The 22761-nt window shown below is 59.9% G+C and carries 24 protein-coding genes; 9 read left to right on the plus strand and 15 right to left on the minus strand.

Annotation, left to right across the window (positions count from 1 at the left end):
• Window positions 1–20: 20 nt before the first annotated feature.
• Genes OXH74_RS03395 through OXH74_RS03410 form a run of 4 tightly spaced genes read left to right on the plus strand, consistent with a single transcriptional unit; the run spans window position 21 to window position 3346 of the window.
• Window positions 21–1832, plus strand: coding sequence for a penicillin-binding protein activator (locus tag OXH74_RS03395; RefSeq protein WP_375740083.1), 1812 nt, complete (start codon window positions 21–23; stop codon window positions 1830–1832).
• The gene (locus OXH74_RS03400; RefSeq protein ID WP_375740084.1) at window positions 1829–2197 is read left to right on the plus strand and encodes a YraN family protein; all 369 of its coding nucleotides are present in this window, start codon (window positions 1829–1831) and stop codon (window positions 2195–2197) included. The genes OXH74_RS03395 and OXH74_RS03400 overlap by 4 nt, the downstream gene beginning before the upstream one ends.
• A gap of 28 nt (window positions 2198–2225) precedes the next feature.
• Window positions 2226–2819: a phosphoheptose isomerase gene (locus OXH74_RS03405; protein WP_215372854.1), complete on the plus strand. Its 594-nt coding sequence runs from the start codon at window positions 2226–2228 to the stop codon at window positions 2817–2819.
• Window positions 2816–3346, plus strand: a complete 531-nt coding sequence (locus OXH74_RS03410) for a BON domain-containing protein (RefSeq protein WP_375740085.1) — start codon at window positions 2816–2818, stop codon at window positions 3344–3346. Before OXH74_RS03405 ends, OXH74_RS03410 begins: the two co-directional genes overlap by 4 nt.
• A gap of 46 nt (window positions 3347–3392) precedes the next feature.
• Here OXH74_RS03410 and OXH74_RS03415 read toward each other — a convergent pair whose 3' ends face one another.
• The 7 genes from OXH74_RS03415 to rplM form a co-directional block, all read right to left on the minus strand.
• On the minus strand, window positions 3393–3815 hold the full coding sequence (locus OXH74_RS03415) for a ClpXP protease specificity-enhancing factor (RefSeq protein WP_375740086.1): 423 nt from the start codon (window positions 3813–3815) through the stop codon (window positions 3393–3395).
• A gap of 10 nt (window positions 3816–3825) precedes the next feature.
• A complete protein-coding gene (locus OXH74_RS03420; protein WP_375740087.1) occupies window positions 3826–4443 on the minus strand; it encodes a glutathione S-transferase N-terminal domain-containing protein in 618 nt (205 codons plus the stop codon).
• A gap of 90 nt (window positions 4444–4533) precedes the next feature.
• Window positions 4534–5316: a cytochrome c1 gene (locus OXH74_RS03425; RefSeq protein ID WP_375740088.1), complete on the minus strand. Its 783-nt coding sequence runs from the start codon at window positions 5314–5316 to the stop codon at window positions 4534–4536.
• Window positions 5316–6527 carry a cytochrome bc complex cytochrome b subunit gene (locus tag OXH74_RS03430; RefSeq protein ID WP_215372859.1) on the minus strand — a complete coding sequence of 404 codons (1212 nt, stop codon included), beginning with the start codon at window positions 6525–6527 and terminating at the stop codon, window positions 5316–5318. The genes OXH74_RS03425 and OXH74_RS03430 overlap by 1 nt, the downstream gene beginning before the upstream one ends.
• Window positions 6527–7120: a ubiquinol-cytochrome c reductase iron-sulfur subunit gene (petA, locus tag OXH74_RS03435; protein ID WP_215372860.1), complete on the minus strand. Its 594-nt coding sequence runs from the start codon at window positions 7118–7120 to the stop codon at window positions 6527–6529. Before petA ends, OXH74_RS03430 begins: the two co-directional genes overlap by 1 nt.
• A gap of 253 nt (window positions 7121–7373) precedes the next feature.
• Window positions 7374–7766 (minus strand): 30S ribosomal protein S9, encoded by a 393-nt coding sequence (gene rpsI, locus OXH74_RS03440; protein WP_215372861.1) that lies wholly within the window; start codon window positions 7764–7766, stop codon window positions 7374–7376.
• Between the two features lie 15 nt (window positions 7767–7781).
• Window positions 7782–8210: a 50S ribosomal protein L13 gene (gene rplM / locus OXH74_RS03445; protein ID WP_016490991.1), complete on the minus strand. Its 429-nt coding sequence runs from the start codon at window positions 8208–8210 to the stop codon at window positions 7782–7784.
• Between the two features lie 271 nt (window positions 8211–8481).
• Here rplM and OXH74_RS03450 point away from each other — a divergent pair, with 271 nt between their 5' ends.
• Window positions 8482–9519, plus strand: coding sequence for an NADP(H)-dependent aldo-keto reductase (locus tag OXH74_RS03450; protein WP_375740089.1), 1038 nt, complete (start codon window positions 8482–8484; stop codon window positions 9517–9519).
• A gap of 303 nt (window positions 9520–9822) precedes the next feature.
• Here OXH74_RS03450 and OXH74_RS03455 read toward each other — a convergent pair whose 3' ends face one another.
• A complete protein-coding gene (locus OXH74_RS03455; protein ID WP_215372863.1) occupies window positions 9823–10959 on the minus strand; it encodes an acyl-CoA dehydrogenase family protein in 1137 nt (378 codons plus the stop codon).
• A 245-nt stretch (window positions 10960–11204) separates the two neighbouring features.
• Here OXH74_RS03455 and OXH74_RS03460 point away from each other — a divergent pair, with 245 nt between their 5' ends.
• Window positions 11205–12104, plus strand: coding sequence for a GlxA family transcriptional regulator (locus tag OXH74_RS03460; protein ID WP_375741551.1), 900 nt, complete (start codon window positions 11205–11207; stop codon window positions 12102–12104).
• Between the two features lie 228 nt (window positions 12105–12332).
• Here the strand turns inward: OXH74_RS03460 and zapE are convergent, their stop codons facing one another.
• From zapE to OXH74_RS03475, 3 genes are all read right to left on the minus strand, one after another.
• Window positions 12333–13427 carry a cell division protein ZapE gene (gene zapE, locus OXH74_RS03465; RefSeq protein ID WP_375741552.1) on the minus strand — a complete coding sequence of 365 codons (1095 nt, stop codon included), beginning with the start codon at window positions 13425–13427 and terminating at the stop codon, window positions 12333–12335.
• Between the two features lie 95 nt (window positions 13428–13522).
• Window positions 13523–14869 (minus strand): tryptophan--tRNA ligase, encoded by a 1347-nt coding sequence (locus OXH74_RS03470; RefSeq protein WP_375740090.1) that lies wholly within the window; start codon window positions 14867–14869, stop codon window positions 13523–13525.
• Window positions 14870–14898: 29 nt separating this feature from the next.
• A complete protein-coding gene (locus tag OXH74_RS03475) occupies window positions 14899–15528 on the minus strand; it encodes an alpha/beta hydrolase (protein WP_375740091.1) in 630 nt (209 codons plus the stop codon).
• 126 nt (window positions 15529–15654) lie between these two features.
• Between OXH74_RS03475 and OXH74_RS03480 the strand changes: the two genes are divergently transcribed.
• The gene (locus tag OXH74_RS03480) at window positions 15655–16095 is read left to right on the plus strand and encodes a ZapG family protein (protein ID WP_215372866.1); all 441 of its coding nucleotides are present in this window, start codon (window positions 15655–15657) and stop codon (window positions 16093–16095) included.
• A gap of 91 nt (window positions 16096–16186) precedes the next feature.
• On the opposite strand, the gene cysN is transcribed toward OXH74_RS03480, so the two are convergent.
• From cysN to OXH74_RS03495, 3 genes are all read right to left on the minus strand, one after another.
• Entirely contained in the window at window positions 16187–18088 is a 1902-nt protein-coding gene (gene cysN / locus OXH74_RS03485; RefSeq protein WP_215372867.1) for a sulfate adenylyltransferase subunit CysN, read from the minus strand.
• A 12-nt stretch (window positions 18089–18100) separates the two neighbouring features.
• A complete protein-coding gene (gene cysD / locus OXH74_RS03490) occupies window positions 18101–19018 on the minus strand; it encodes a sulfate adenylyltransferase subunit CysD (RefSeq protein ID WP_375740092.1) in 918 nt (305 codons plus the stop codon).
• Between the two features lie 147 nt (window positions 19019–19165).
• The gene (locus tag OXH74_RS03495; RefSeq protein WP_375740093.1) at window positions 19166–19924 is read right to left on the minus strand and encodes a Nif3-like dinuclear metal center hexameric protein; all 759 of its coding nucleotides are present in this window, start codon (window positions 19922–19924) and stop codon (window positions 19166–19168) included.
• Between the two features lie 112 nt (window positions 19925–20036).
• On the opposite strand from OXH74_RS03495, the gene algW reads away from it, so the two are divergent.
• Entirely contained in the window at window positions 20037–21188 is a 1152-nt protein-coding gene (algW, locus tag OXH74_RS03500; RefSeq protein WP_375740094.1) for a Do family serine endopeptidase AlgW, read from the plus strand.
• Between the two features lie 142 nt (window positions 21189–21330).
• Window positions 21331–21642: a hypothetical protein gene (locus OXH74_RS03505; RefSeq protein ID WP_375740095.1), complete on the plus strand. Its 312-nt coding sequence runs from the start codon at window positions 21331–21333 to the stop codon at window positions 21640–21642.
• 66 nt (window positions 21643–21708) lie between these two features.
• Here OXH74_RS03505 and hisC read toward each other — a convergent pair whose 3' ends face one another.
• A complete protein-coding gene (gene hisC / locus OXH74_RS03510) occupies window positions 21709–22761 on the minus strand; it encodes a histidinol-phosphate transaminase (protein WP_375740096.1) in 1053 nt (350 codons plus the stop codon).

Consider the following 22761-nt stretch of genomic DNA (forward strand, 5'->3'; position numbering starts at 1 on the left):
ACGAGTATCGGGACCGATAAATGATCGCCTGCCTGCGTCCGCTCTCCGCCCTCTGTCTCGCCGGCTTGCTGGCTGCATGCGCCAGCTCGCCTTCGTCCAGCCTCGGCGAAATGCCTCGCACACCGCAGGCCAGCATTGAACAGCTACTGCAGCAAGCAAGCGAGAGCGAACCTGAACAGGCCGCTCTGCTGCGCCTTTCCGCTGCCGACCTCGCCCTTCAACAACAAGACATCGGTCGCTCAGCACGCATCCTGGAGCAGGTGCCGATGGAAGGCCTCAAGCCCGCCCAGCAGATTTTTGCCAGTACCCTGGCCGCAGAACTGGCAATGGCCCGGAACCAGCCCAAGAGTGCACTCAAAGCCCTGTCACATCCAAGCCTCGAACGCCTCGCCGAACTTCCCCCCGAGCAGCAGACACGCACTCAACTGGTGCGCGCTCGAGCACTTGAAGCTGACGGCCAGACCCTGCCTGCGGCCCGCGAGCGAGTATTCATCGCCCCACTGCTGAGCGGCGAGGCCGCCACTTCCAACCACGAAGCAATCTGGGCCCTGGTTTCGAGCCTGCCCATCGACCAACTGCAGGCCAGGGACCAGACCGACCTGGCAGGATGGCTGGAACTTGCGCGTCTGACCAAAACCTCAGCAACACTCGCAGAACAACAGGCAGCCATTGATAAATGGCGCGAGCAGAATCCTGATCACCCTGCCGCCAAGCAACTGCCCCAGCCCTTGGGCAAGCTGAAGGAAATCGCGGGACAACCATTGACCAAGATCGCCCTCCTGCTACCACAGGAAGGTCAGCTGGCATCCGTGGGACGCGCGCTGCGCGATGGCTTCATCGCCGCACACTACCAAGCGCAGCAAGGTAACCAACCACAGCCGAGCATCAAGCTGTATGACAGCTCCAAGATGACATCGCTAGATGAGTTCTATCGCCAGGCCCAGGCCGACGGTATCCAATTGGTGGTAGGCCCGCTCGAGAAGCCCTTGGTCAAACAACTCAATGCCCGCGAACAACTCCCCATCACAACCTTGGCTCTGAATTACAGCGATGCAGGCCAGGAAGGCCCCGCGCAGCTATTCCAATTTGGCCTCGCCGCTGAAGACGAGGCCCGTGAAGCAGCCCGACGCGCCTGGGCTGACGGCATGCGCAGCGCCGTAGCCCTGGTGCCCCGCGGCGAATGGGGCGACCGCGTCCTCAAGGCCTTCCAGCAGAGCTGGCAAGCTGAAGGCGGTCGCCTAATTGCAGCCGAACATGTCGACCAGCCTGTTGCGCTGGCGCAGCAGATCGCTGACCTGTTCCAACTCCGCCAAAGCGAAGCACGCGCGAAGCGCCTGCAGAGCACCCTTGGCACGCCGGTCGCAGCACATCCGACCCGTCGCCAGGATGTCGATTTCATTTTCCTCGCAGCAACGCCCCAGCAAGCCCAACAGATCAAGCCGACACTGGCCTTCCAATACGCGGGCGACGTTCCTGTCTATGCGACCTCGCATCTTTATGCTGCCGGCAGTGACCAGTCCCAGTACCTTGACCTGAATGGCATTCGCTTCTGCGAAACGCCGTGGCTGCTGAACGACAACGACCCGCTACGCCAGCAAGTGGGAACCCAGTGGCCGCAAGCCGCCGGCAGCCTAGGCCGCCTCTACGCCATGGGTGCCGACGCGTACCGGCTTGCGCCACGCTTGACGCAACTCAAGGCCCTTCCGGAGAGCACGATCGATGGCCTCTCTGGCACCTTGAGCCTGAACCCGGCGCAACGGATTGAACGGCAACTCCCCTGGGCCGAATTCCGCGACGGCCAGGTACAACGCCTGGAAGACAGCGACTCTTGACTGAGAAACGCGCACGCGGGCAAGCGGCTGAATTGCTTGCCCGCCGCCACCTTGAAGCAAACGGACTGCGTCTGCTGTCCCAAAACTGGCTGTGCCGTCGCGGAGAGCTCGATCTGGTCATGCTCGACGGCGATACAGTAGTATTCGCTGAAGTCCGCTACCGGCGACATGCTGGCTGGGGCGGCGCCCTCGAGAGCGTCGACGCCCGCAAGCGCGAAAAACTGGCATACGCCGCTCAGCAGTTCCTGCAGCAGGAACCCCGCTGGGCAAGATACCCTTGTCGATTTGATGTGGTCGCCATCGACTCAATGGACGGCGACACACCCCCGCGACTGACCTGGCTGAAAAACGCCTTCGACACCTGATCGGTCGCCCCACTGAAGGTCTTACCCGATGGACATGCAACCCCGTATCCGCCAACTCTTCCAGGCCAGCATCGACACAAAGCTACAAGCCATGGAACTGCTGGCCCCGCATATCGAGCATGGCAGCATGGTAATGGTCAATGCGCTGCTCAACGAAGGCAAGATCCTGTCTTGCGGCAACGGTGGCTCAGCAGGCGACGCTCAGCACTTCTCTTCGGAGCTGCTCAACCGCTTCGAGCGCGAGCGGCCGAGCCTACCGGCACTGGCTCTGACCACCGATAGCTCGACCATCACCTCGATTGCCAACGACTACAGCTACAACGAAATCTTCTCGAAGCAGATTCGCGCCCTGGGTCAGCCCGGAGACGTCCTGCTGGCAATTTCCACCAGCGGCAACTCCGCCAACATCATCCAGGCCATCCAGGCTGCCCATGACCGGGAGATGGTAGTGGTCGCCCTGACCGGCCGCGACGGTGGAGGCATGGCTTCCCTGTTGCTGCCAGAAGATGTCGAGATCCGCGTGCCGTCAAAGGTCACGGCACGAATCCAGGAGGTTCACCTGCTGAGCATCCATTGCCTCTGCGACCTGATCGATCGTCAACTGTTTGGGAGTGAAGAATGATCCGTCCCCCCCTGATCCTCGCCGGCCTAGCCCTCTGCCTCGCGCTTTCTGGTTGCGGAGGACGCACCATTGGCAAGACCATAGATGACCAGTCCACCCCCTCCAAGGTAAGGGCCAAGATCGACGCAGCCAGCCCGGACCTCAAGACCAATTCGCATGTCGTGATCGCCAGCTACAACGGCGTTGTCCTGCTGGCCGGCCAAACACCGCGCACTGATCTCAAGAACCTGGCAGAGCAGGCTGCCCGTAGCGCTCAAGGCGTACGCCGAGTACACAACGAACTCCAGGTGCTGCCACCCTCCTCATCACTTGCGCGCCTGAACGACAGCACCATCACCACCAAGATCACCACCCAATTGCTGGCGAACAGCAACGTTCCCAGCTCGCAGATCAAAGTGATCACCGAGAATGGCATCGTTTATTTGCTGGGCCTGGTAACCCGTCAGGAAGCCGCTTTGGCGACCAGCATCGTCCAGAACGTTTCGGGCGTGCAGAAGATCGTTCGGCTCTTCGAATACACCAACTGATTGCTGGACTAACAAAAAAGGCGATCGCAAGGATCGCCTTTTTTGTTTACTTGACCACCTTCAGGCTGGGTCGACCAGTGGGACGGGATGGCTCACCACCACTCGGCTCACCGCCGGACGGGCCGCCATCCTCCGGGTCCGGATCATCATCAGGAATTGGCGGCTCGAGATCGAAGACCATGCCCTGACCGTTCTCCCTAGCGTAAATTGCCATCACAGCCGCCGAAGGAATATACAGATTGTGGGCAATGCCCCCGAAACGACCTTCGAAGCTCACCGCTTCGTTATCCATATGCAAATGACGAACTGCAGTTGGGGAAACGTTGAGCACAATCTGGCCATCGCTAGCATAGCCTGACGGAACCCGCACATCGGCATGCTCGGCGTTGACCAAGAGGTGCGGGGTGCAGTTGTTGTCCACGATCCACTCGTAAAGGGCACGAACCAGGTAGGGACGACTGGAGTTCATTGGACTCTCCTCAGCGCATTTCGCGCTCTACAACAGACAGGCTGGCCTGAAAACTGTCTCGGGCGAACTGGCGCTCCATGTAGTCCAGCAACGGCTTGGCTGGGCGCGGCAGCTCGATACCCAGCACAGGCAAACGCCAAAGTATCGGCAGAAGACAGCAATCCACCAGACTGAAATCTTCACTCAAGAAGAAAGGTTTGTCCGCAAACAAGGGCGATACGCCCGTCAGACTCTCGCGCAATTCCTTGCGGGCAAGCGCCTTTTCCGCATCCTTGGTGCGCGGATCGAGGATCCGGTCCACCAGCGAGCACCAGTCACGCTGTACGCGATGAATCAGCAGACGACTGTTCGCTCGAGCCACCGGATAGACGGGCAACAGCGGCGGATGAGGATAACGCTCATCCAGGTACTCCATGATGACCGTGGACTCATAGAGCGCCAGGTCACGATCAACCAAGGTCGGCACACTACCGTAAGGGTTGACCTCGGCTAGCCTCGGCGGGCAACGACCCTGTTCAACGTTGATGATCTCGGCGCTCACACCCTTCTCTGCGAGCACGATTCGTACACGATGGGAATAGTGGTCGGCAGGGTCGGAGTAACAGGCCAGCCTGTTGATTGCGGCCATGGCACCCTCCTCACTTGGGGATATTCAGGGGGCAGAAAGACGCGCGCGCCCACTAAGGGGCGCGCGCTTAAACAACGCTACAGCAGCTAATCAGTGAACGTCCTTCCAGTACTCACGCTTGAGCAGGTAGGCAAACACGAAGAAGAAGGCCAGGAAGAGCAGTACATAGGTACCAACGCGCTGGCTTTCCAACTTGACCGGGTTGGCCGAGTAAGCGAGGAAGGTCACCAGGTTCTGGATCTTCTCGTCGAACTCAGCCTCGGTCAGCTTGCCGGTTTTCGGCAGGACAGTCAGCTGATCGCATGCTTCGTGGGTGATCGGAGCACCGGTCAGCGGATCGAACTGTTTCTTGCCGCCATCAACCACCTGAACCTGCTTGCAACCTACAACCTGACGACCCTGCAGGCCGACCAGCACGTTGGGCATGCCCACGTTCGGGAAGACCTTGTTGTTCACACCCCAGGGACGGGTCGGATCCTCATAGAAAGCACGCAGGTAGCTGTAGAGCCAGTCGGTGCCACGCACACGAGCCACCAAGGTCAGATCGGGCGGAGCAGCTCCGAACCAGGCCTTAGCGTCATTGGGTTGCATGCCGATCTTCATGTGATCGCCAATCTTGGCACCGGTCAAAACCAGGTTCTCCAACATCAGCTCTTCGGAGATACCCAGATCCTTGCCCACCCGCTCATAACGCTGGAACTTGGCGCTATGGCAGCCCATGCAATAGTTCGCGAAGGTACGCGCTCCGTCCTGCATGGCAGCCTTGTCGGTCAAGTCGATGTCGACCTTGTCCAGATGCACTTCTCCACCGCCGGCGGCAAAGGAAAGAACCGGCAGAGCGGCAATCACAAATGCAGCAAATAGCTTTTTCATCAGCCCGTCACCCTTTCCGGAACCGGTTTGGTTTTTTCCATCCTGGTGTAGAACGGCATCAGGATGAAGTACGCGAAGTACAGGATGGTGCACACCTGCGACAGCAACGTACGGCCCGGGGTCGGCGCCAGAACACCCAGCACGCCAAGGATGACGAAGGAGATGCAGAATACCACCAGCCAGATACGGCTCAGCCAGCCCTTGTAGCGCATGGACTTGACCGGACTGCGGTCCAACCACGGCAGTACGAAAAGAATGGCGATGGCGGCGCCCATGGCGATAACGCCCATCAGCTTGTCCGGAACAGCACGAAGGATTGCGTAGAAGGGCGTGAAGTACCACACCGGCGCAATGTGTTCAGGCGTCTTGAAGGGGTTGGCCTGTTCAAAGTTCGGCTTCTCGAGGAAGTAACCGCCCATTTCCGGGAAGAAGAACACCACGAAGCAGAACACGAAGAGGAATACTACGACGCCGACGATATCCTTGACGGTGTAGTACGGATGGAACGCGATGCCATCCAGCGGGATGCCGTTCTCGTCCTTCTTCTTCTTGATGTCCACGCCGTCGGGGTTGTTGGAACCGACTTCGTGCAGGGCAAGAATGTGCAGAACAACCAGGCCGAGCAAGACGATCGGCAGCGCAATTACGTGCAGAGCGAAGAAGCGGTTCAGGGTGATACCAGAGATCAGGTAGTCACCACGGATCCACTGGGTCAGGTCTTCACCTACTACCGGAATCGCACCAAACAGCGAGATGATCACCTGCGCACCCCAGTAGGACATCTGGCCCCACGGCAGCAGGTAACCCATGAAGGCTTCAGCCATCAGTGCAAGGTAGATCAGCATGCCGAAGATCCATACCAGCTCACGGGGCTTCTGGTAGGAGCCGTAGAGCAGGCCGCGGAACATGTGCAGGTAGACCACGATGAAGAATGCCGATGCACCGGTGGAGTGCAGGTAGCGAATGATCCAGCCGTACTCCACATCACGCATGATGTATTCGACGGAGGCAAAAGCCTCCTCAGCGGACGGAGTGAAGCTCATGGTCAACCAGATACCGGTCAGGATCTGGTTGACCAGCACCAGCAGTGCGAGAGAGCCGAAAAAGTAGAAGAAGTTGAAGTTCTTCGGAGCGTAATACTTGCTCAGATGGTCTTCCCACATCTTGGTCGCGGGGAAGCGCGCATCGACCCATTCCATGAATTTGCTCATTACGCCTTCTCCTGGTCCACACCGACGACGATGACGTCATCCGACTCGTACGAGTAAGGCGGCACCGGCAGGTTCATGGGGGCTGGCTGCGCCTTGTAGACGCGACCGGCGAGATCGTAGCGAGAGCCGTGGCAAGGACAGAAATACCCCCCCACCCACTCAGCACCCAGATCAGCCGGCGCAACTTCCGGACGGAACGACGGCGAGCAACCCAGGTGAGTGCAAATACCAACCAACACCAGGACCTCTGGCTTGATCGAGCGAGTTACTGGATCCACGTACGCCGGTTGCACCGAAGCCTTGGACTCCGGGTCCGCCATGCTGTCATGGATCTTGCCGAGATTCGCCAGGATTTCCTCGGTACGGCGCATGATAAATACTGGTTGACCACGCCATTCAGCAACGATCTGCTGGCCAGCTTCGATCTTGCCAATACTCACCTTGACCGGTGCACCGGCGGCCTTGGCCTTGGCACTGGGCAGCCATGACCCCACGAACGGGACCGCAGCCCCCACCGCTCCCGCCGCACCAACCACGGATGTGGCCGCTACGAGGAAGCGACGCCGGCCTGCATTCACGCCGTCATTGCTCATTCAGTCGTCTCCCATCAGCTTTATTGGCCTGTTTTCCAGGCCTCTACTAAGTAAAAATCGAGCCGCGCAAAAAATTCGCCAAATGGTAAAGAAAACCCCCCCTGCTGACAAGGTAATAGCCGGATACAAATATGGCGAAACCCTTGATTGGCGGGGCATTTGGGCATGCGACATGCTGTCGCAGCTAATAATTATCCGCGCATAAAAAAACGCCCAGCTGATAACAGGCTGGGCGTTTTCTTGTAAGCGTAAATTAACGCTTGGAGTACTGCGGACGCTTACGCGCTTTACGCAGACCGACTTTCTTACGTTCAACTTCACGAGCATCGCGAGTAACGTAGCCGGCCTTACGCAGCGGGCTGCGCAGGGTCTCGTCGTACTCGATCAGAGCGCGGGTGATACCGTGACGGATAGCACCGGCTTGACCACTGACACCACCACCGACAACGGTGACGTAGATGTCAAACTTCTCGACGGTCTCAGTCAGCTCAAGAGGCTGACGCACGACCATGCGAGCGGTCTCGCGGCCGAAGAACTGATCCAGGCTGCGGTTGTTGATGGAAATCTTGCCAGTACCCGGACGCAGGAAGACGCGAGCGGTAGCAGTCTTACGACGGCCAGTGCCGTAGTTTTGAGTCGCCGACATAATCAACTTATCCCGTTAAATCTTCAGTTCTTGGGGCTGCTGAGCGGTGTGCGGGTGAACAGCACCCTTGTACACCTTCAGCTTGCGATACATGTCGCGGCCCAGCGGATTCTTCGGCAGCATGCCTTTGACCGCGGTCTCGATCACGCGCTCAGGGGCCTTGGCAATCAGCTTCTCGAAGTTGATTTCCTTGATGCCACCCGGGAAGCCGGAGTGCGAGTAGTACATCTTGTCGGTAGTCTTGGCACCGGTCACACGCACTTGCTCAGCGTTGATAACGACGATGTAGTCGCCAGTATCAACATGCGGAGTGTATTCCGGCTTGTGCTTGCCACGCAGACGGCTGGCAATTTCAGTGGCCAGACGACCCAGGGTCTGACCTGCAGCGTCGACGACATACCAGTCGCGCTTAACAGTTTCCGGTTTTGCAGTAAAAGTCTTCATTCGCTATAGCCTCAGGGGCCGCCCTGAAAATAAGACGGCGGATCTTACTGAATAGTGCTCGCCTTGACAAGGTCAAGACAGCCGGAAACAGACGCTATCGGGGGCTCGGGTCAGCGCGTCCGCTACGGCAGGGGTTTCGGTGGGCTAGGCATCCCCACCTTCTTCCTTCGCGAGCTAGGCATCCCCGCAAAGAAAGCCGCCGAATTATGCCGATTGCAGGAAAAATATCAACCTGATTTGATGCGTCCTTCACCGATGCAAGGAGGTACTTATGGAATTTCGCCAACTCGGGCGCACCGAACTGAAGGTCAGCAGCCTTTGCCTGGGCACCATGACCTGGGGGGAGCAGAACAGCGAAGCAGAAGCCTTTGCGCAGATTGCACGCGCCAAGTCTTACGGCATCAACTTCATGGATACTGCCGAAATGTACCCCGTGCCGCCACGCAGCGAAACCTACGGCGCCACCGAGACGATCATTGGCAACTGGTTCGCCAGGCACCGGGACCGAGCCGACTGGGTTCTCGCCAGCAAGGTTGCCGGCCCCGGCAACGGTATCAGCCATATTCGCGACGGTGCCTTGAAGCACAACCGGCAGCACATCGTCGCAGCGCTGGATGCTAGCCTGAAGCGCCTCCGAACCGACTGGATCGATCTGTATCAGCTGCACTGGCCAGAACGCAGCACCAACTTCTTCGGCCAGCTCGGTTACCAGCATCAGGAGCAGGAATTCACCCCGCTGCAGGAAACGCTCGAAGTTCTGGCCGAACAGATCAAGGCAGGAAAGATCCGTCACATCGGTCTATCCAACGAGACGCCCTGGGGCGCGATGAAGTTCCTCCAACTGGCCGAACAGCTAGACCTACCCAAAGCGGTATCGATCCAGAATCCATACAACTTGCTCAACCGCACCTTCGAAGTTGGCCTGGCCGAGGTCGCGATCCGCGAGCGATGCGGCCTGCTCGCTTACTCGCCGATGGCATTCGGCATGCTCTCCGGAAAGTACGAAAACGGCGCCCGCCCGGCTAATGCACGGATTACCCTATTCAGCCGTTTCACTCGTTATACCAATCCGCAAGCGCAGTCGGCCTGTTCTCGCTACGTCCAATTGGCCCACGAACACGGGCTCGACCCGGCGCAGATGGCCCTGGCGTTCGTCTCCACCCAGCCTTTCGTGACCAGCAACATCATCGGCGCCACCTCCCTCGAACAACTGGAAGACAACCTCCGAAGCAGCGAGCTGAAGCTTTCGGACACCGTGCTAGAAGGTATCTCAGCCATTCACAAGGCGCAGCCGAACCCCGCCCCCTGAATGAAAAGACCCGGCGGTTACGGTAATGCTGTTCATTTAGGCTATGTCTGCGTCAGCTGTTTAGGTTTCAGCCATTGCGCTGAAGGCCCCGCTTGCTTGCGAATATACCCCCGCTTTCGCCGGCAAGCTGAGTCCTACAACGAACCGCCACCCTTCGCTCCTAAGAGGAAGAAACGTCTGGGAAAACCAGTTTTTGATCGCGCCAAACCCGAAAACGCCGCTTTCCCGCTGAGGGCCAAGCGGCGTTTCGTCTTATATGAACAGCGTTACGGCGATTGCCGGGACTTTTTTGGCTCCCCCCACTTAAAGCGAACGGGCGATGATTTCCTTCATGATTTCGTTGGTACCGGCGTAAATACGCTGCACTCGCGCATCAGCCCAGGCACGGGCCACTGGGTATTCCCACATGTAGCCATAACCACCGTGAAGCTGTACGCACTCGTCGAGCACTTTGCACTGCAGGTCAGTCCCCCAGTACTTGAGCATCGCCGCAGTCGGTACATCCAGCTTGCCCTGCAGGTGCAACTCTAGGCAGCGATCAACGAAGACCCGACCGACCTGGATTTCGGTAGCCATTTCCGCCAGCTTGAAGCGGGTGTTCTGGAACTCGGCGACAGCTTTGCCAAATGCCTTGCGCTCCCGCGTGTAATCCAGCGTCCACTGAAGCGCCGCCTCAGCCGAGGCCAAAGCCCCGACACCCACAGTCAGGCGCTCTTGAGGCAACTCCTGCATCAGATAAGCGAAGCCCATACCAGCCTGGCCCAACAGGTTCTCCTTAGGCACACGTACATCCTGGAAGAACAGTTCAGAGGTGTCCTGGGCTTTCATGCCCACCTTTTCCAGGCGCTTGCCTTTGGCAAAACCTGGCATCCCAGCGTCCACCAGGAACAGGCTAGTGCCCTTGGCCCCCGCCTTGGGGTCGGTCTTGGCGACCACGATCACCAGGTCAGCCAGGAATCCGTTAGTGATGAAGGTCTTGGAACCGTTGATGACGTATTCGTCGCCATCCAGCACCGCCGTGGTTTTCACACCTTGGAGATCCGATCCGGCCCCTGGTTCGGTCATCGCAATGGCGGTGACCAGCTCGCCACTCACAAGCTTGGGCAAGTACTTCTGCTTCTGCGCCTCAGAACCGTAATGAAGGATGTAAGGTGCGACGATATCGGAGTGCAACGAGAAGCCAATGCCGGTCAGGCCGAGCCGGCCGATCTCCTCGATCACCACGGTGCTGTAGAGAAAGTCTGCGCCCATTCCGCCATAGGCTTCGGGGATGTGCGAGCAGAGCATGCCTGCTTCACCAGCCTTGTTCCAAAGTTGGCGATCGATATGGCCGTCCTTCTCCCACTGATGGTGGTAGGGAACTGCTTCCTGCTCGAGAAATTTGCGCACGCTATCGCGGAAGAGTTCATGGTCGGAGCTGAACAGGGTTCTCGGAATCATGGCGCCACCTTCGATGGACAGGAGTTGAGTGAGTGGGAAGGCCAAGACTCTAGGCCAGTCATCTCTCTCTCACACTGGACACTTAGGACAAAAAATAAGACGATCCAGCCGCAAGTTGACCGCTTTCCCCTAATAAGAATAAGCCCATGACCAATCAGCAGCCCCCCACCCTCAGGCGGGTGAGCATCCTCGCCCTCGACGGCGTATTTGCCTCTACCCTGATGCAAGCCAAGGATTTCTTCCATATGGCTAGCCTGCGCTTCGGCAAGCTGCAAGGCCAAGGCCTGACGCCCGCGTTCGAGACCCGCCTGGTCAGTCCCGATGGCCAACCCGTACAAAGTTTCAGCGACGTACGACTGCCGGTCGATGGCGACCTGGACCAAGCCGACATCATCATTCTTCCCGCCTTCTGGGGCGACTTCGACGCTCTAAATACCCGCTACCCGCAGGTCAGCGAGTGGCTGCGCCAGCGCCATACCGCAGGCACCGCCATTTGCGGCGAAGCCACCGGGGTTTTCTGGATGGCCCAGGCTGGCCTGCTCGACGGCAAGGAAGCGACTACCTACTGGCGCTTCTTTCGCGAGTTCGCGGAACGCTTCCCCAATGTGCTCCTTAACCAGGAAAAGCACCTTTCCGATGCTGATAACCTGTACTGCGCGGGCGGGGTTACCTCGGCCTGCGACCTCTACATCTACCTGATCGAACGCTTCTGCGGCGCCAACGTCGCCCAAGCCGTAGCGCGGGACATTCTCTATGAGGTTCAGCGCAACTACATTCCCGGACGCATCGGTTTCGGAGGCCAGAAGCTGCACCACGACATGACCATCCTGCAGATCCAGCAGTGGCTGGAAGAGCATTTCGCCGACAAGTTCCGCTTCGAGGATGTGGCAAGGGAGCATGGCATGAGCATCCGCAACTTCATGCGGCGCTTCCAGGCAGCGACAGGCGACAAGCCGCTGCATTACCTGCAACGGTTACGCATCGAAACAGCGAAGGGGCTGCTCTCCGCAACGCGAAAGAGCATCAAGACCATCAGTTACGAAGTGGGCTACGACGACGCCAGCTTCTTCGCACGACTGTTTCGCCAGCACACTCAGCTATCGCCAAACCAGTATCGTCGCCAGTTCCAACACAAAGGGGATTGATACCGCTATCCCAACGGAATACGCCCGGACGGGCCACCCTGGCCCCACGCCAGCCCGGCGCGAGGGACCAACAAGGAAAGGTCCATCGCCATGCGCGCAATCTCATTGCCCTGCTGACTGTCTGCAGCCTGAGCGCTGCGGCGGACGACAACTGGAAACCCTTTCCCGTCGATTAGAGCACCCAAATGAAAAAGACTGCCCAAGGGCAGTCTTTTTCGCATGCACATCTCAGGGCCTGTGCGGTCTGGAGAGGAACTCGTGGGACTGCATTTCCAGCAGGCGACTCAACGTCCGCTGGAACTCGAAGTTCAACCGACCACCGCTGTAGAGATCCTTCAACTCCACTTCGGCGGAAATGATCAGCTTCACGTTGCGGTCGTAGAACTCATCCACCAGGTTGATGAAACGACGCGCCATGTCATCCTTGGCAACGCCCATCTGCTCGACGTTGGCGAGGATCACCGCATGGAATATCTTGCCCAGTTCGATGTAGTCGTTCTGGCTGCGCGGGCCGTCGCAGAGTTCGCGGAATTCGAACCAGGCCACGTCCTCACAAACGCGCACAGCCCGAATCTCGCGATTCTCGATCATCAGGGCTTCGTTTTCCTGAGCCATGGTGCAATCCGGCAGCAGACTCTTGAAGCTCCTGCTCAGGCTGGCTTCGGCCTCAGTGTCCAGCGGCCAATGGAACAACTCTGCCTGTTCCAGGGCGCGCAGGCGATAGTCCACGCCGCTGTCGACGTTGACGATCTCGGTGTGCTCCTTGAGCAAGGCAATGGCCGGCAGGAAGCGCGCACGCTGCAGGCCATCCTTGTAGAGACCGTCCGGGACGATGTTTGAGGTCGCCACCAGGCTGACGCCGTTCTTGAACAGCTCCTCCAGCAGCGTCGCCAGAATCATGGCGTCGGTGATATCGGAGACGAAGAATTCGTCGAAGCAGATGACCCGGGCCTCATCGGCAAAGCGCTTGCCAATGATGGTCAGCGGGTTCTTCTCGCCCTTGAGGGTTTTCATCTCCTCGTGGACGCGCTTCATGAACCGGTGGAAGTGCGTGCGCATCTTCTGCTTGAAGGGCAGCGCATCGAAGAAGGTGTCCACCAGGTAAGTCTTGCCACGGCCAACGCCGCCCCAGAAGTACAGGCCCTTGACCGGCCCCTGGCGCTTCTTGCCGAACAGGCTGCCGAGCAGGCCGGGCTTGTTGCGGTCATCGGAAATCAGGTCGTCGTACAGGCGCTGCAAATGGCGGACGGCAGTTTCCTGCGCGGCATCGTGAAAAAAGTCCGGCCGCTTGAGATCGGCCTGGTAGCGCTCGAGGGGAGTCATGATCGGTAGCAAGGCAACGAAAAACGGGGCCGTCACTTTAGCGACGCCCCCTCGGATTGGCAATCGGCCAGCGTCGCCGGCCGTACGAAAGACAGTTATTCCTGGGGTGCAAGGACCGTGTGCAGGCGCTGGATGGCTGCATCGCGCTCCGCCGGGTCGGCGAAGGATGGGCTCAGCGCCACCTGCTCGCCGTCCAGCCACAGGCCGAAAGCATCGCCCTCGACACGCAGATCCAGCTCGGAATCCGCCTGCAGGCGCTTGCTGACCTGGCCGGCCGCCTTGCCATCGGCAAATCCCTTGGACAGCAGCAACTGCTCGCCATCGGCATCCAGCAGACGGAAGCGGAAGCTGCCATCGTCCTCTCGGAAGCTGACGAAACGCGCGCTCTTGACCGCCTTTTTCTTACCAGTCTCAGCGCTCTGCACGCTGGAGCGGAACGAGCGCAACCCAACGGCCTCACGCAGTTCGCCAAGGAACGGCGTGGCGATCTTGCGGGCCTTGGCTGCGCCGGCAAGCAGGATGTCTTCCAGGTCTGCAGGACGCTCGATCAGCGCGCGATAGCGCTCGCGCGCTTCGCCCAACTCATTGTCGAGCAGTTGGAACAAGCGCTGCTTGGCTTCGCCCCAAGCCAGGCCGCCCAGCAACTCGGCTCGGAACTCCGCGAGTTGCGCAGGAGTTGCGAAGGCCTGGTACAGGGTGAACAAGTGCGAGTTGTCCGGATCCTTGGGCTCGCCGGGCGCGCGCGAGTCGGTGACGATCCGGGCGATGGAATCCTTCAACTGCTTGGCACTGCCAAACAGCGGGATGGTGTTATCGTAGCTCTTGGACATCTTGCGACCGTCCAGACCCGGCAAGGTCGCCACTTCTTCTTCGATCACCGCCTCGGGCAGGGTGAAGAACTCACGCCCAGCGCCGAACAGGTGGTTGAAGCGCTGGCCGATATCGCGGGCCATTTCGACGTGCTGGATCTGGTCACGCCCTACCGGCACCTTGTGCGCATTGAACATCAGTATGTCTGCCGCCATCAGCACCGGGTAGCTGTAGAGGCCCATGGTGACGCCTGCATCCGGGTCTTCGCCATTCTCCAGGTTCTTGTCCACCGACGCCTTGTAGGCGTGCGCCCGGTTCAGCAGCCCCTTGGCGCTGACACAGGTGAGCAGCCAGGTCAGTTCGGGGATCTCCGGGATGTCGGACTGACGGTAGAAGGTCGCCTTGTCGGTATCCAGCCCGCAAGCCAACCACGTGGCGGCGATCTCCAGGCGCGAACGCTGGATGCGCAACGGGTCGTCGCACTTGATCAGCGCATGGTAATCCGCGAGGAAATAGAAGGAATCGACGTCGCTGGAACGACTGGCAACGATGGCCGGACGGATCGCGCCCGCATAGTTGCCGAGGTGTGGCGTACCGGTGGTGGTGATGCCAGTGAGGATACGAGTAGTCATGGTGTTCGCTTGTCGGACTGCAATCGGAATCAGAGGCGCGGCAGGACCAGATCCTTGAGATCGGTCAGCTTGCCATGAAAGAAGTGCCCGCATTCTGCCACTTTCAGAAGCTCATGGGGACGAGCCAGGCTCGCAGACCAGTCGTAGACAGCCTGCGGACTGACAACCTCGTCGGCATCTGGCTGAATCACCGCCAGTTTGCCTCGTTCAGGCAAGGGATGGTCGCCATTCAGGCGCATGACCGCCGGTGCCACCATGAACAGCTGCGGCACCTCGACGCCTTGCCGCTCCAGGCGTCCGGCCAGGCTGGCAGCGACAAATCCCCCGAAGGAAAAGCCGAACAGGATTAATGGCAGGTCTGGACGCCGGGCGCGGAACCAATGGGCGGCTGCCTCCGCGTCGTCTACCTCGCCAGTGCCCATGTCATGACTCCCGGCGCTGGTCCCGACTCCCCGGTAATTGAAGCGCAGGGTGCTATAACCAGCGTCACGGGCGGTACGCTGCAAGGTGGAAACAACCTTGTTGAGCATAGTTCCGCCCTGCACCGGGTTAGGATGGCAGATCAGAGCCAGGCCCTTGGCCTCGGACAGATCGAGATGCAATGCTTCGAGTTGGCCACAGGGACCATCGAGCAAAATAGGATTTTCGCGGATCAACAACGGTTACTCCGTGACCCCGGTCCGGGTCGACTCGTCTTGGATTAGCACAACAGGGCTTGCGTCGCGGTATACAGCGCGGACTCGAGCCGTTAACGTAAAGCAAAGCCGCTTATAGAGGAAGGACTCGTGGAACAGTCGCTCACCGTCTGGTTGTTACCAGCCTTCGCCCTGCTCGCCGGTATCGGCATCGGATTCCTGATCGCCCGCCTGGCGCCCAACGCTGCCCCGACAAGGACGCAACGCCAGCTGGATGAACTGCAGGAACGCTTCGACACCTACCAGAGTGAGGTGGTCACCCACTTCAACACCACCGCCAGCCTGGTCAAGAAACTTACCCAGAGCTACCAGGACGTACAGGAGCACCTCTCCGAGGGCGCTACTCGCCTGGCCCTGGACGAACTGACCCGTCAACGCCTGCTGGCCGCCCTGCACGCTGACGAAGCCGCCAGCCCGCGCGAGCGACTGACCCCACCCAAGAGCAACGAGGCGCCGAAGGACTATGCGCCCAAAGCTCCGGACACCCCCGGCACCCTGGACGAAACCTTCGGCCTCAAAGGCAAGTACTGAATCCCAGATGGCGAAGACGGCTTGCCGGAACCGCCAACCTGAAGCCCAACAAAAAGCCCCGCAAACGCGGGGCTTTTTACTGCCTTGCCGTTTAGATCGCGCCACGCGTGCGGAGCAGGTCCAGCACCTGTTTGACGCCCTCTTCCACCGAAGTGGATTGGGTGTCGATCACCAGGTCGGCATCCAGCGGGACATCGTAGGGGAAGGACTCGCCAGGGATGTTGTCCTGGCCAGCCGCATAGAGTCCCTGCGGGTCACGTTCACGGCAAGCCTGCGGCGACGCCTGGACATAGACGGTAATCAAGCGCTCGGCACCGAGCAGCGCCTTGGCCTGCTCCCGCCCCTCAGCATCCGGAGCGACAAAGGCTGCCAGCGTCAGAAGGCCAGCTTCATTGAACTGACGGGCGACATGAGCGGCGCGGCGCCAGTTCTCAGTACGTCCAGTACGATCCTGTGGCAAGCCCTTGTTCAGGTCATGGCGCAGGTTCTGGCCGTCAAGAACGTAGACCGCGCGGCCCATGTCGAACAGCTTGCGCTCGACCGCGTAGGCCAGCGTGCTCTTGCCGGCACCAGAGAGACCGCTGAACAGCACGGTGGCAGGCTGCTGGCCGAAGCGGGCAGCGCGCTCGTCGCGGGACACGTGGGCTAGCTTGCCATGGTGGCCACTGACATTACGCCCGGCCAGCGGATCGGCAATGATCATGCCGGCACCGACGGTGCCATTGGTCAGGCGATCGATGACGATGAAGGCACCGGTTGTGCGGTTCTGCTCGTAGCCATCGAGGGCGATGGGCGCATCCAGGCTGACCTTGACCTTGGCGATCTCGTTCAGCTGCAGGTTGCTAGCCGAAGTCTCCTCCAGGGTGTTCACATCCACCTTGTGAGCAATGCTCGGGATGGAACCCGGCACGTAGCTGGTGGCGCGCTTGATGTCGTATTTCTTGCCCGGCAGCATCGGCTCCTCGGACATCCACACCAGCATGGCCTCGAAACCATCGGTAACCACCGGGAGGTTGTCGGCGTGCACCAGCATGTCGCCACGGGAAACGTCGATCTCGTCTTCCAGGGTCAGAGTGATGGCTTGGCCCGGGCCGGCCTGCTCAAGCTCTCCATCGAAGGTGACGATGGACTTGACCCGACTGCTCTTGCCCGAAGGCAGCGCCACGACTTCGTCGCCCTTGTGCACGATGCCGCTGGCGAGAGTGCCGGCGAACCCGCGGAAGTTGAGGTTCGGCCGGTTCACGTACTGCACAGGGAAGCGCATGTCGTTGAAATTGCGATCGCCGGCGATCTCGACGGTCTCGAGGATCTCCATTAACGGCTTACCGTCGTACCAGGGCGCGCGCTCGCTGCGATTGACCACGTTGTCGCCCTTGAGGGCAGACATCGGCACGAAATGAATCGAGGTCGGAGCCAGCTTGATGCGGTCGGCGAACTTCAGGTAGTCGGCCTTGATCTGCTCGAAGACGCCCTGATCGAAATCCATCAGGTCCATCTTGTTCACCGCCACGACGATGTGACGGATACCCAGCAGGGAAGCGATGAAGCTGTGGCGGCGGGTTTGCGTCTGCACACCGTAGCGGGCATCGATCAGGATGATCGCCAGGTCGCAGGTGGAGGCGCCAGTCGCCATGTTGCGGGTGTACTGCTCATGGCCGGGGGTGTCGGCGATGATGAATTTGCGTTTGGCGGTGCTGAAATAGCGATAGGCCACGTCGATGGTGATGCCCTGCTCACGCTCGGCTTGCAGACCATCTACCAGCAGCGCCAGGTCGACGTCGTCACCGGTGGTGCCGACCTTCTTCGAGTCGCGGGTAATGGCTTCCAGGTGATCTTCATAGATCATCTTGGAGTCATGCAGCAGGCGCCCGATCAGGGTGCTCTTGCCGTCGTCGACGTTGCCGCAGGTAAGGAAGCGCAAGAGTTCCTTGCGCTCATGCTGGGCCAGGTAAGCGAGGATGTCCTGGCTGATCAGATCGGATTGATGGCTCATGGTGCGGAATCCTTAGAAATAGCCCTGACGTTTCTTCTCTTCCATCGAACCGGCCTGGTCGTGGTCGATGACACGGCCCTGGCGTTCGGATGTGCGGGTCAGGAGCATTTCCTGGATGATTTCCGGGAGCGTGGTAGCGCTGGACTCCACCGCGCCGGTCAGCGGGTAGCAGCCCAGGGTACGGAAACGCACCATCTTCTTCTGAATGCCGGCCTTCTGCTCGTCGCTGAGGTGCTCGAGAATGCGCTCGTCATCGATCATGATCAACGCGCCATTCATCTCGATCACTTCCCGCTCGGCTGCGAAGTAGAGCGGCACGATCGGGATGCTTTCCAAGTAGATGTATTGCCAGATGTCCAGCTCGGTCCAGTTGGACAGGGGGAAGACGCGGATCGACTCACCCTTCTTCACCTTGCCGTTGTAGACGTTCCACAGCTCCGGACGCTGGTTCTTCGGGTCCCAGCGGTGCTTGCTGTCACGGAAAGAGTAGACACGCTCCTTGGCACGGGATTTCTCTTCGTCACGACGAGCACCACCAAAGGCTGCATCGAAGCCGTACTTGTCGAGCGCCTGCTTCAGGCCCTCGGTCTTCATGACGTCAGTATGCTTCGCACTGCCATGGGTGAAAGGGTTGATGCCCTGGGCGACGCCTTCCGGATTAACGTGGGTAATCAGGTCAAGACCCATTTCGCTGACCATCTTGTCGCGAAAACGGTACATCTCCTGGAACTTCCACCGGGTGTCGACATGCATGACCGGGAACGGCAGCTTGCCTGGAAAGAACGCCTTGCGTGCCAGGTGCAGCATGACGGCGGAGTCTTTACCGATGGAATAGAGCATCACCGGGTTGTCGAATTCGGCGGCCACTTCACGGATGATGTGGATGCTCTCCGCCTCCAGCTGTTTCAGGTGCGTCAGTTTATCGAGCATGGCTACTCACGAAGTCTTTCTGATACGACGGCCGGCGGGCCGTGGACGAAGCGGCACTCTAGCACAGCCCCTCCTTCTATTGAGGGGCCGATTTAGAACGAAACGATCTAGTGATATGCCGGCCGGATAGAAGCCGGCCGGCAGCCGCTACACAGGATTCGGACAGTCGATGAAGAGGTGCTCAAGGGCGAAACGTCGGGCCAGGTAATCGCCCAACGCCTGAATGCCGTAGCGCTCGGTAGCATGATGGCCCGCGGCGATGAAGCTGATGCCATTCTCCCGTGCGCTGTGGAACGTCTGCTCCGACGCCTCGCCAGTCAGGTACAGGTCGACGCCCGCGGCAATCGCCTGATCGATGTAGCTCTGGCCACCGCCCGTGCACCAACCGACCCGACGGACCATCTGCGGCCCTTCCACCAGGAGCGGCTCCCTGCCCAAGACAATCCGCACCTTGCGGGCAAAGTCGTTTGCCGTCATCGGCTCGACAAGCGAGCCGACAAGACCGACCGTGCGTGGGTTTTCTGGCTCCAGCGGCCCTTCGACGACGATGTCCAATTGGCGCGCCAACTGCACGTTGTTACCCACCTCGGGATGCACGTCCAGCGGCAGATGGTAGGCCAGCAGGCTGATGTCATGGCTGAGCAGCGTCTTCAAGCGACGCTGTTTCATCCCCACCACCCGCGGGTCCTCACCCTTCCAGAAATAGCCATGGTGCACCAGCACCACATCAGCCTCCGCCTCGACTGCGGCATCCAGCAGGGCCTGACTGGCCGTGACGCCGGAAACGATGCGAGTGACCTGCGGTCGCCCCTCGACCTGGAGTCCATTGGGGCAGTAATCCTGGATACGCGAAGCGTTGAGATAGCGCTCGGCTTCCTCCACCAGGGTGTTCAGGGCGATGGCCATGCACATTCCTCACAAGCTATTACTGGCGTCTGCTTTTTGGCAGGCGCCTCCGTATAATGGCGCCACCTTAAGGGGCACCTCTGCCCCTCGCAACCCTCAGGACTCTTCCCCGATGCTCAAGGCCCTGCGTTTTCTTGGCTGGCCCCTGCTTGTCGGCGTGCTGGCGGCACTGCTGATTATCCAGAAGTACCCGCAATGGGTCGGCCTGCCCGCCCAGGAAGTGCACGTACAGGAAGCCCCCAGCTTCAGATTCAGCCGACAGGGCCCTGCCTCCTATGCGGACGCGGTGAAAAGCGCCTCTCCCGCCGTGGCAAACCTCTACACGACCAAGATGGTGAGCAAGCCGGCTCACCCCTTGTTCGAGGACCCACAGTTCCGCCGTTTCTTCGGCGATAACCTGCCACGCCAACGACGCATGGAGAGCAGCCTCGGCTCAGCTGTGATCATGAGCCCGGAAGGCTACCTGCTGACCAACAACCATGTCACCGCGGGAGCCGACCAGATCGTGGTTGCACTCAAGGACGGGCGCGAAACTTTGGCTCACCTCGTCGGCAGCGACCCAGAAACCGATCTGGCCGTACTCAAGATTGACCTCAAGGACCTGCCCTCGATCACCCTTGGCCGCTCCGATGACATCCGCATCGGCGATGTCGCCCTGGCCATTGGCAACCCCTTTGGCGTTGGCCAGACGGTGACCATGGGCATCATCAGCGCCACCGGACGCAACCAGCTTGGCCTGAACACCTACGAAGACTTCATCCAGACCGATGCCGCTATCAACCCAGGCAACTCCGGCGGTGCTCTGGTCGATGCCAACGGTGACCTGATTGGGATCAATACCGCCATCTTCTCCAAGTCCGGCGGCTCCCAGGGCATCGGCTTCGCAATTCCGACCAAGCTGGCACTGGAGGTGATGAAAGCCATCGTCGAGCACGGCCAGGTCATTCGTGGCTGGCTGGGCATCGAAGTACAACCGCTGACGCCCGAACTCGCGGAGTCGTTCGGACTGGAAGGCCGTCCCGGCATCGTGGTGGCTGGCATCTACCGCGACAGCCCTGCACAGCGGGCCAACCTGCAGCCAGGCGATATCATCCTGAGCATCGACGGTGAACCTGCCGGAGATGGACGCCGCTCGATGAACCAGGTCGCACGGACCAGGCCCGGCGAGCAAGTCAACATCCTGGTCATGAGAAATGGCAAGGAGCTTGAACTCGCAGCCGAAGTCGGCGTGAGACCCCCGCCGAGCAGTAACGGCGGCAACTGACATTCTGAAACGAGCCCTGGCCACAGTTCGCCGACAAGCAGTGCATCAACAAGGGCCAGTCCCAGGTGCCGGATGCCGTAACCTCGATTCACACCTGGAAGTACAGCCTGGCCACCTACCAGCCAGGCTGCCGGAGTTCAGCATGCTGCGGCTAGTGCTCCTGCCGGAAGTCGACCCGCTCGATGTGGGTCCGGGCGAACCACTACCGGTCAGGGCGTTACTGAACGGCAAGCCTGCGGCCGACATCGAGTTGATCGGAGGCTATCGCTGCGAAGCTGACACGGACAGTGCCAAGGCTGACGAGCAATCACGCACCAGGATCATGGCGCGCAATGCGAGACTCAATATCATCGCCACTCAAGTCGTCATCCTGGACACGCCAAAAGGCGAGAACGTGCGCGAGCAAAACCTGTTCAGCGCTCTGACCGTCCTTGGGGCTCCGCACCACGAGTAATGGGACACAGGCAAAGAAAAAGCCGAGGCAGTAACCCGCACTCGGCTTCTCTTACCCCTATCACGCTTATCGCGTGGCCAAAGCATCCAGCAGCGCCTGGTTCTGCTCGGGCGTTCCGATGGTGATGCGCAAGAACTGGGCAATACGCTCCTGCTTGAAGTGGCGGACGATCACGCCCTGCTCCCGCAATCCGGCAGCGATACCGGCGGCATCTTTCTGCGGGTGTCGGGCGAAGATGAAGTTGGCAGCCGATGGCAGCACCTCGAAGCCCAATTTGCCCAGCTCTGCAATCAGGTGCTCACGGCTGTCGATGACCTTGCGGCAGGTGGCGTCGAAGTAGGCCTTGTCCTCGAACGCAGTTGCGGCGCCGACGATGGCCATCCGATCCAGCGGATAGGAGTTGAAGCTGTTCTTGATGCGCTCCAAGGCCTCGATCAGGTCCGCGTGCCCCACTGCCAGACCTACTCGCAGGCCCGCAAGGGAGCGCGACTTGGACAACGTCTGAGTCACCAGCAGGTTCGGATAACGGTCCACCAGGCAGATTGCGCTCACGCCGCCGAAGTCGATGTAGGCCTCATCCACCACCACCACCGAGTCGGGGTTGGCTTGCAGCAGCTTCTCGATGGCCTCGAGCGGCAGCAGGCAACCGGTTGGGGCGTTCGGGTTGGGGAAGATAATCCCGCCGTTGGGACGCTCATAATCCTCGACGCGGATCTGGAACTGCTCGTCCAGCGGCATCGCCTCGAAGGGGATGCCGTACAGACCGCAGTAGACCGGATAGAAGCTGTAGGTCACGTCGGGGAACAACAGCGGCCGACCGTGCTGGAACAGGCCGTGAAAAGCATGGGCCAACACCTCGTCGGAACCGTTACCGACGAACACCTGGCTCGGCTGCACGCCGTAATAGTCGGCCACGGCGTGCTTGAGGCGGTCGCTGTTCGGGTCTGGATAGAGGCGGAGGCTCTCGCCCACTTCCGCCTGCATGGCGGCAATCGCCCTGGGCGAAGGTCCGTAGGGGTTCTCGTTGGTGTTCAGCTTGACCAGGTTGGCGATCTTGGGTTGTTCGCCAGGTACGTAGGGCACCAGGTCCTTGACGAAAGGACTCCAGAACTTGCTCAT

Source organism: Metapseudomonas boanensis (genome assembly GCF_042232855.1).
Classification (GTDB): domain Bacteria; phylum Pseudomonadota; class Gammaproteobacteria; order Pseudomonadales; family Pseudomonadaceae; genus Metapseudomonas; species Metapseudomonas boanensis.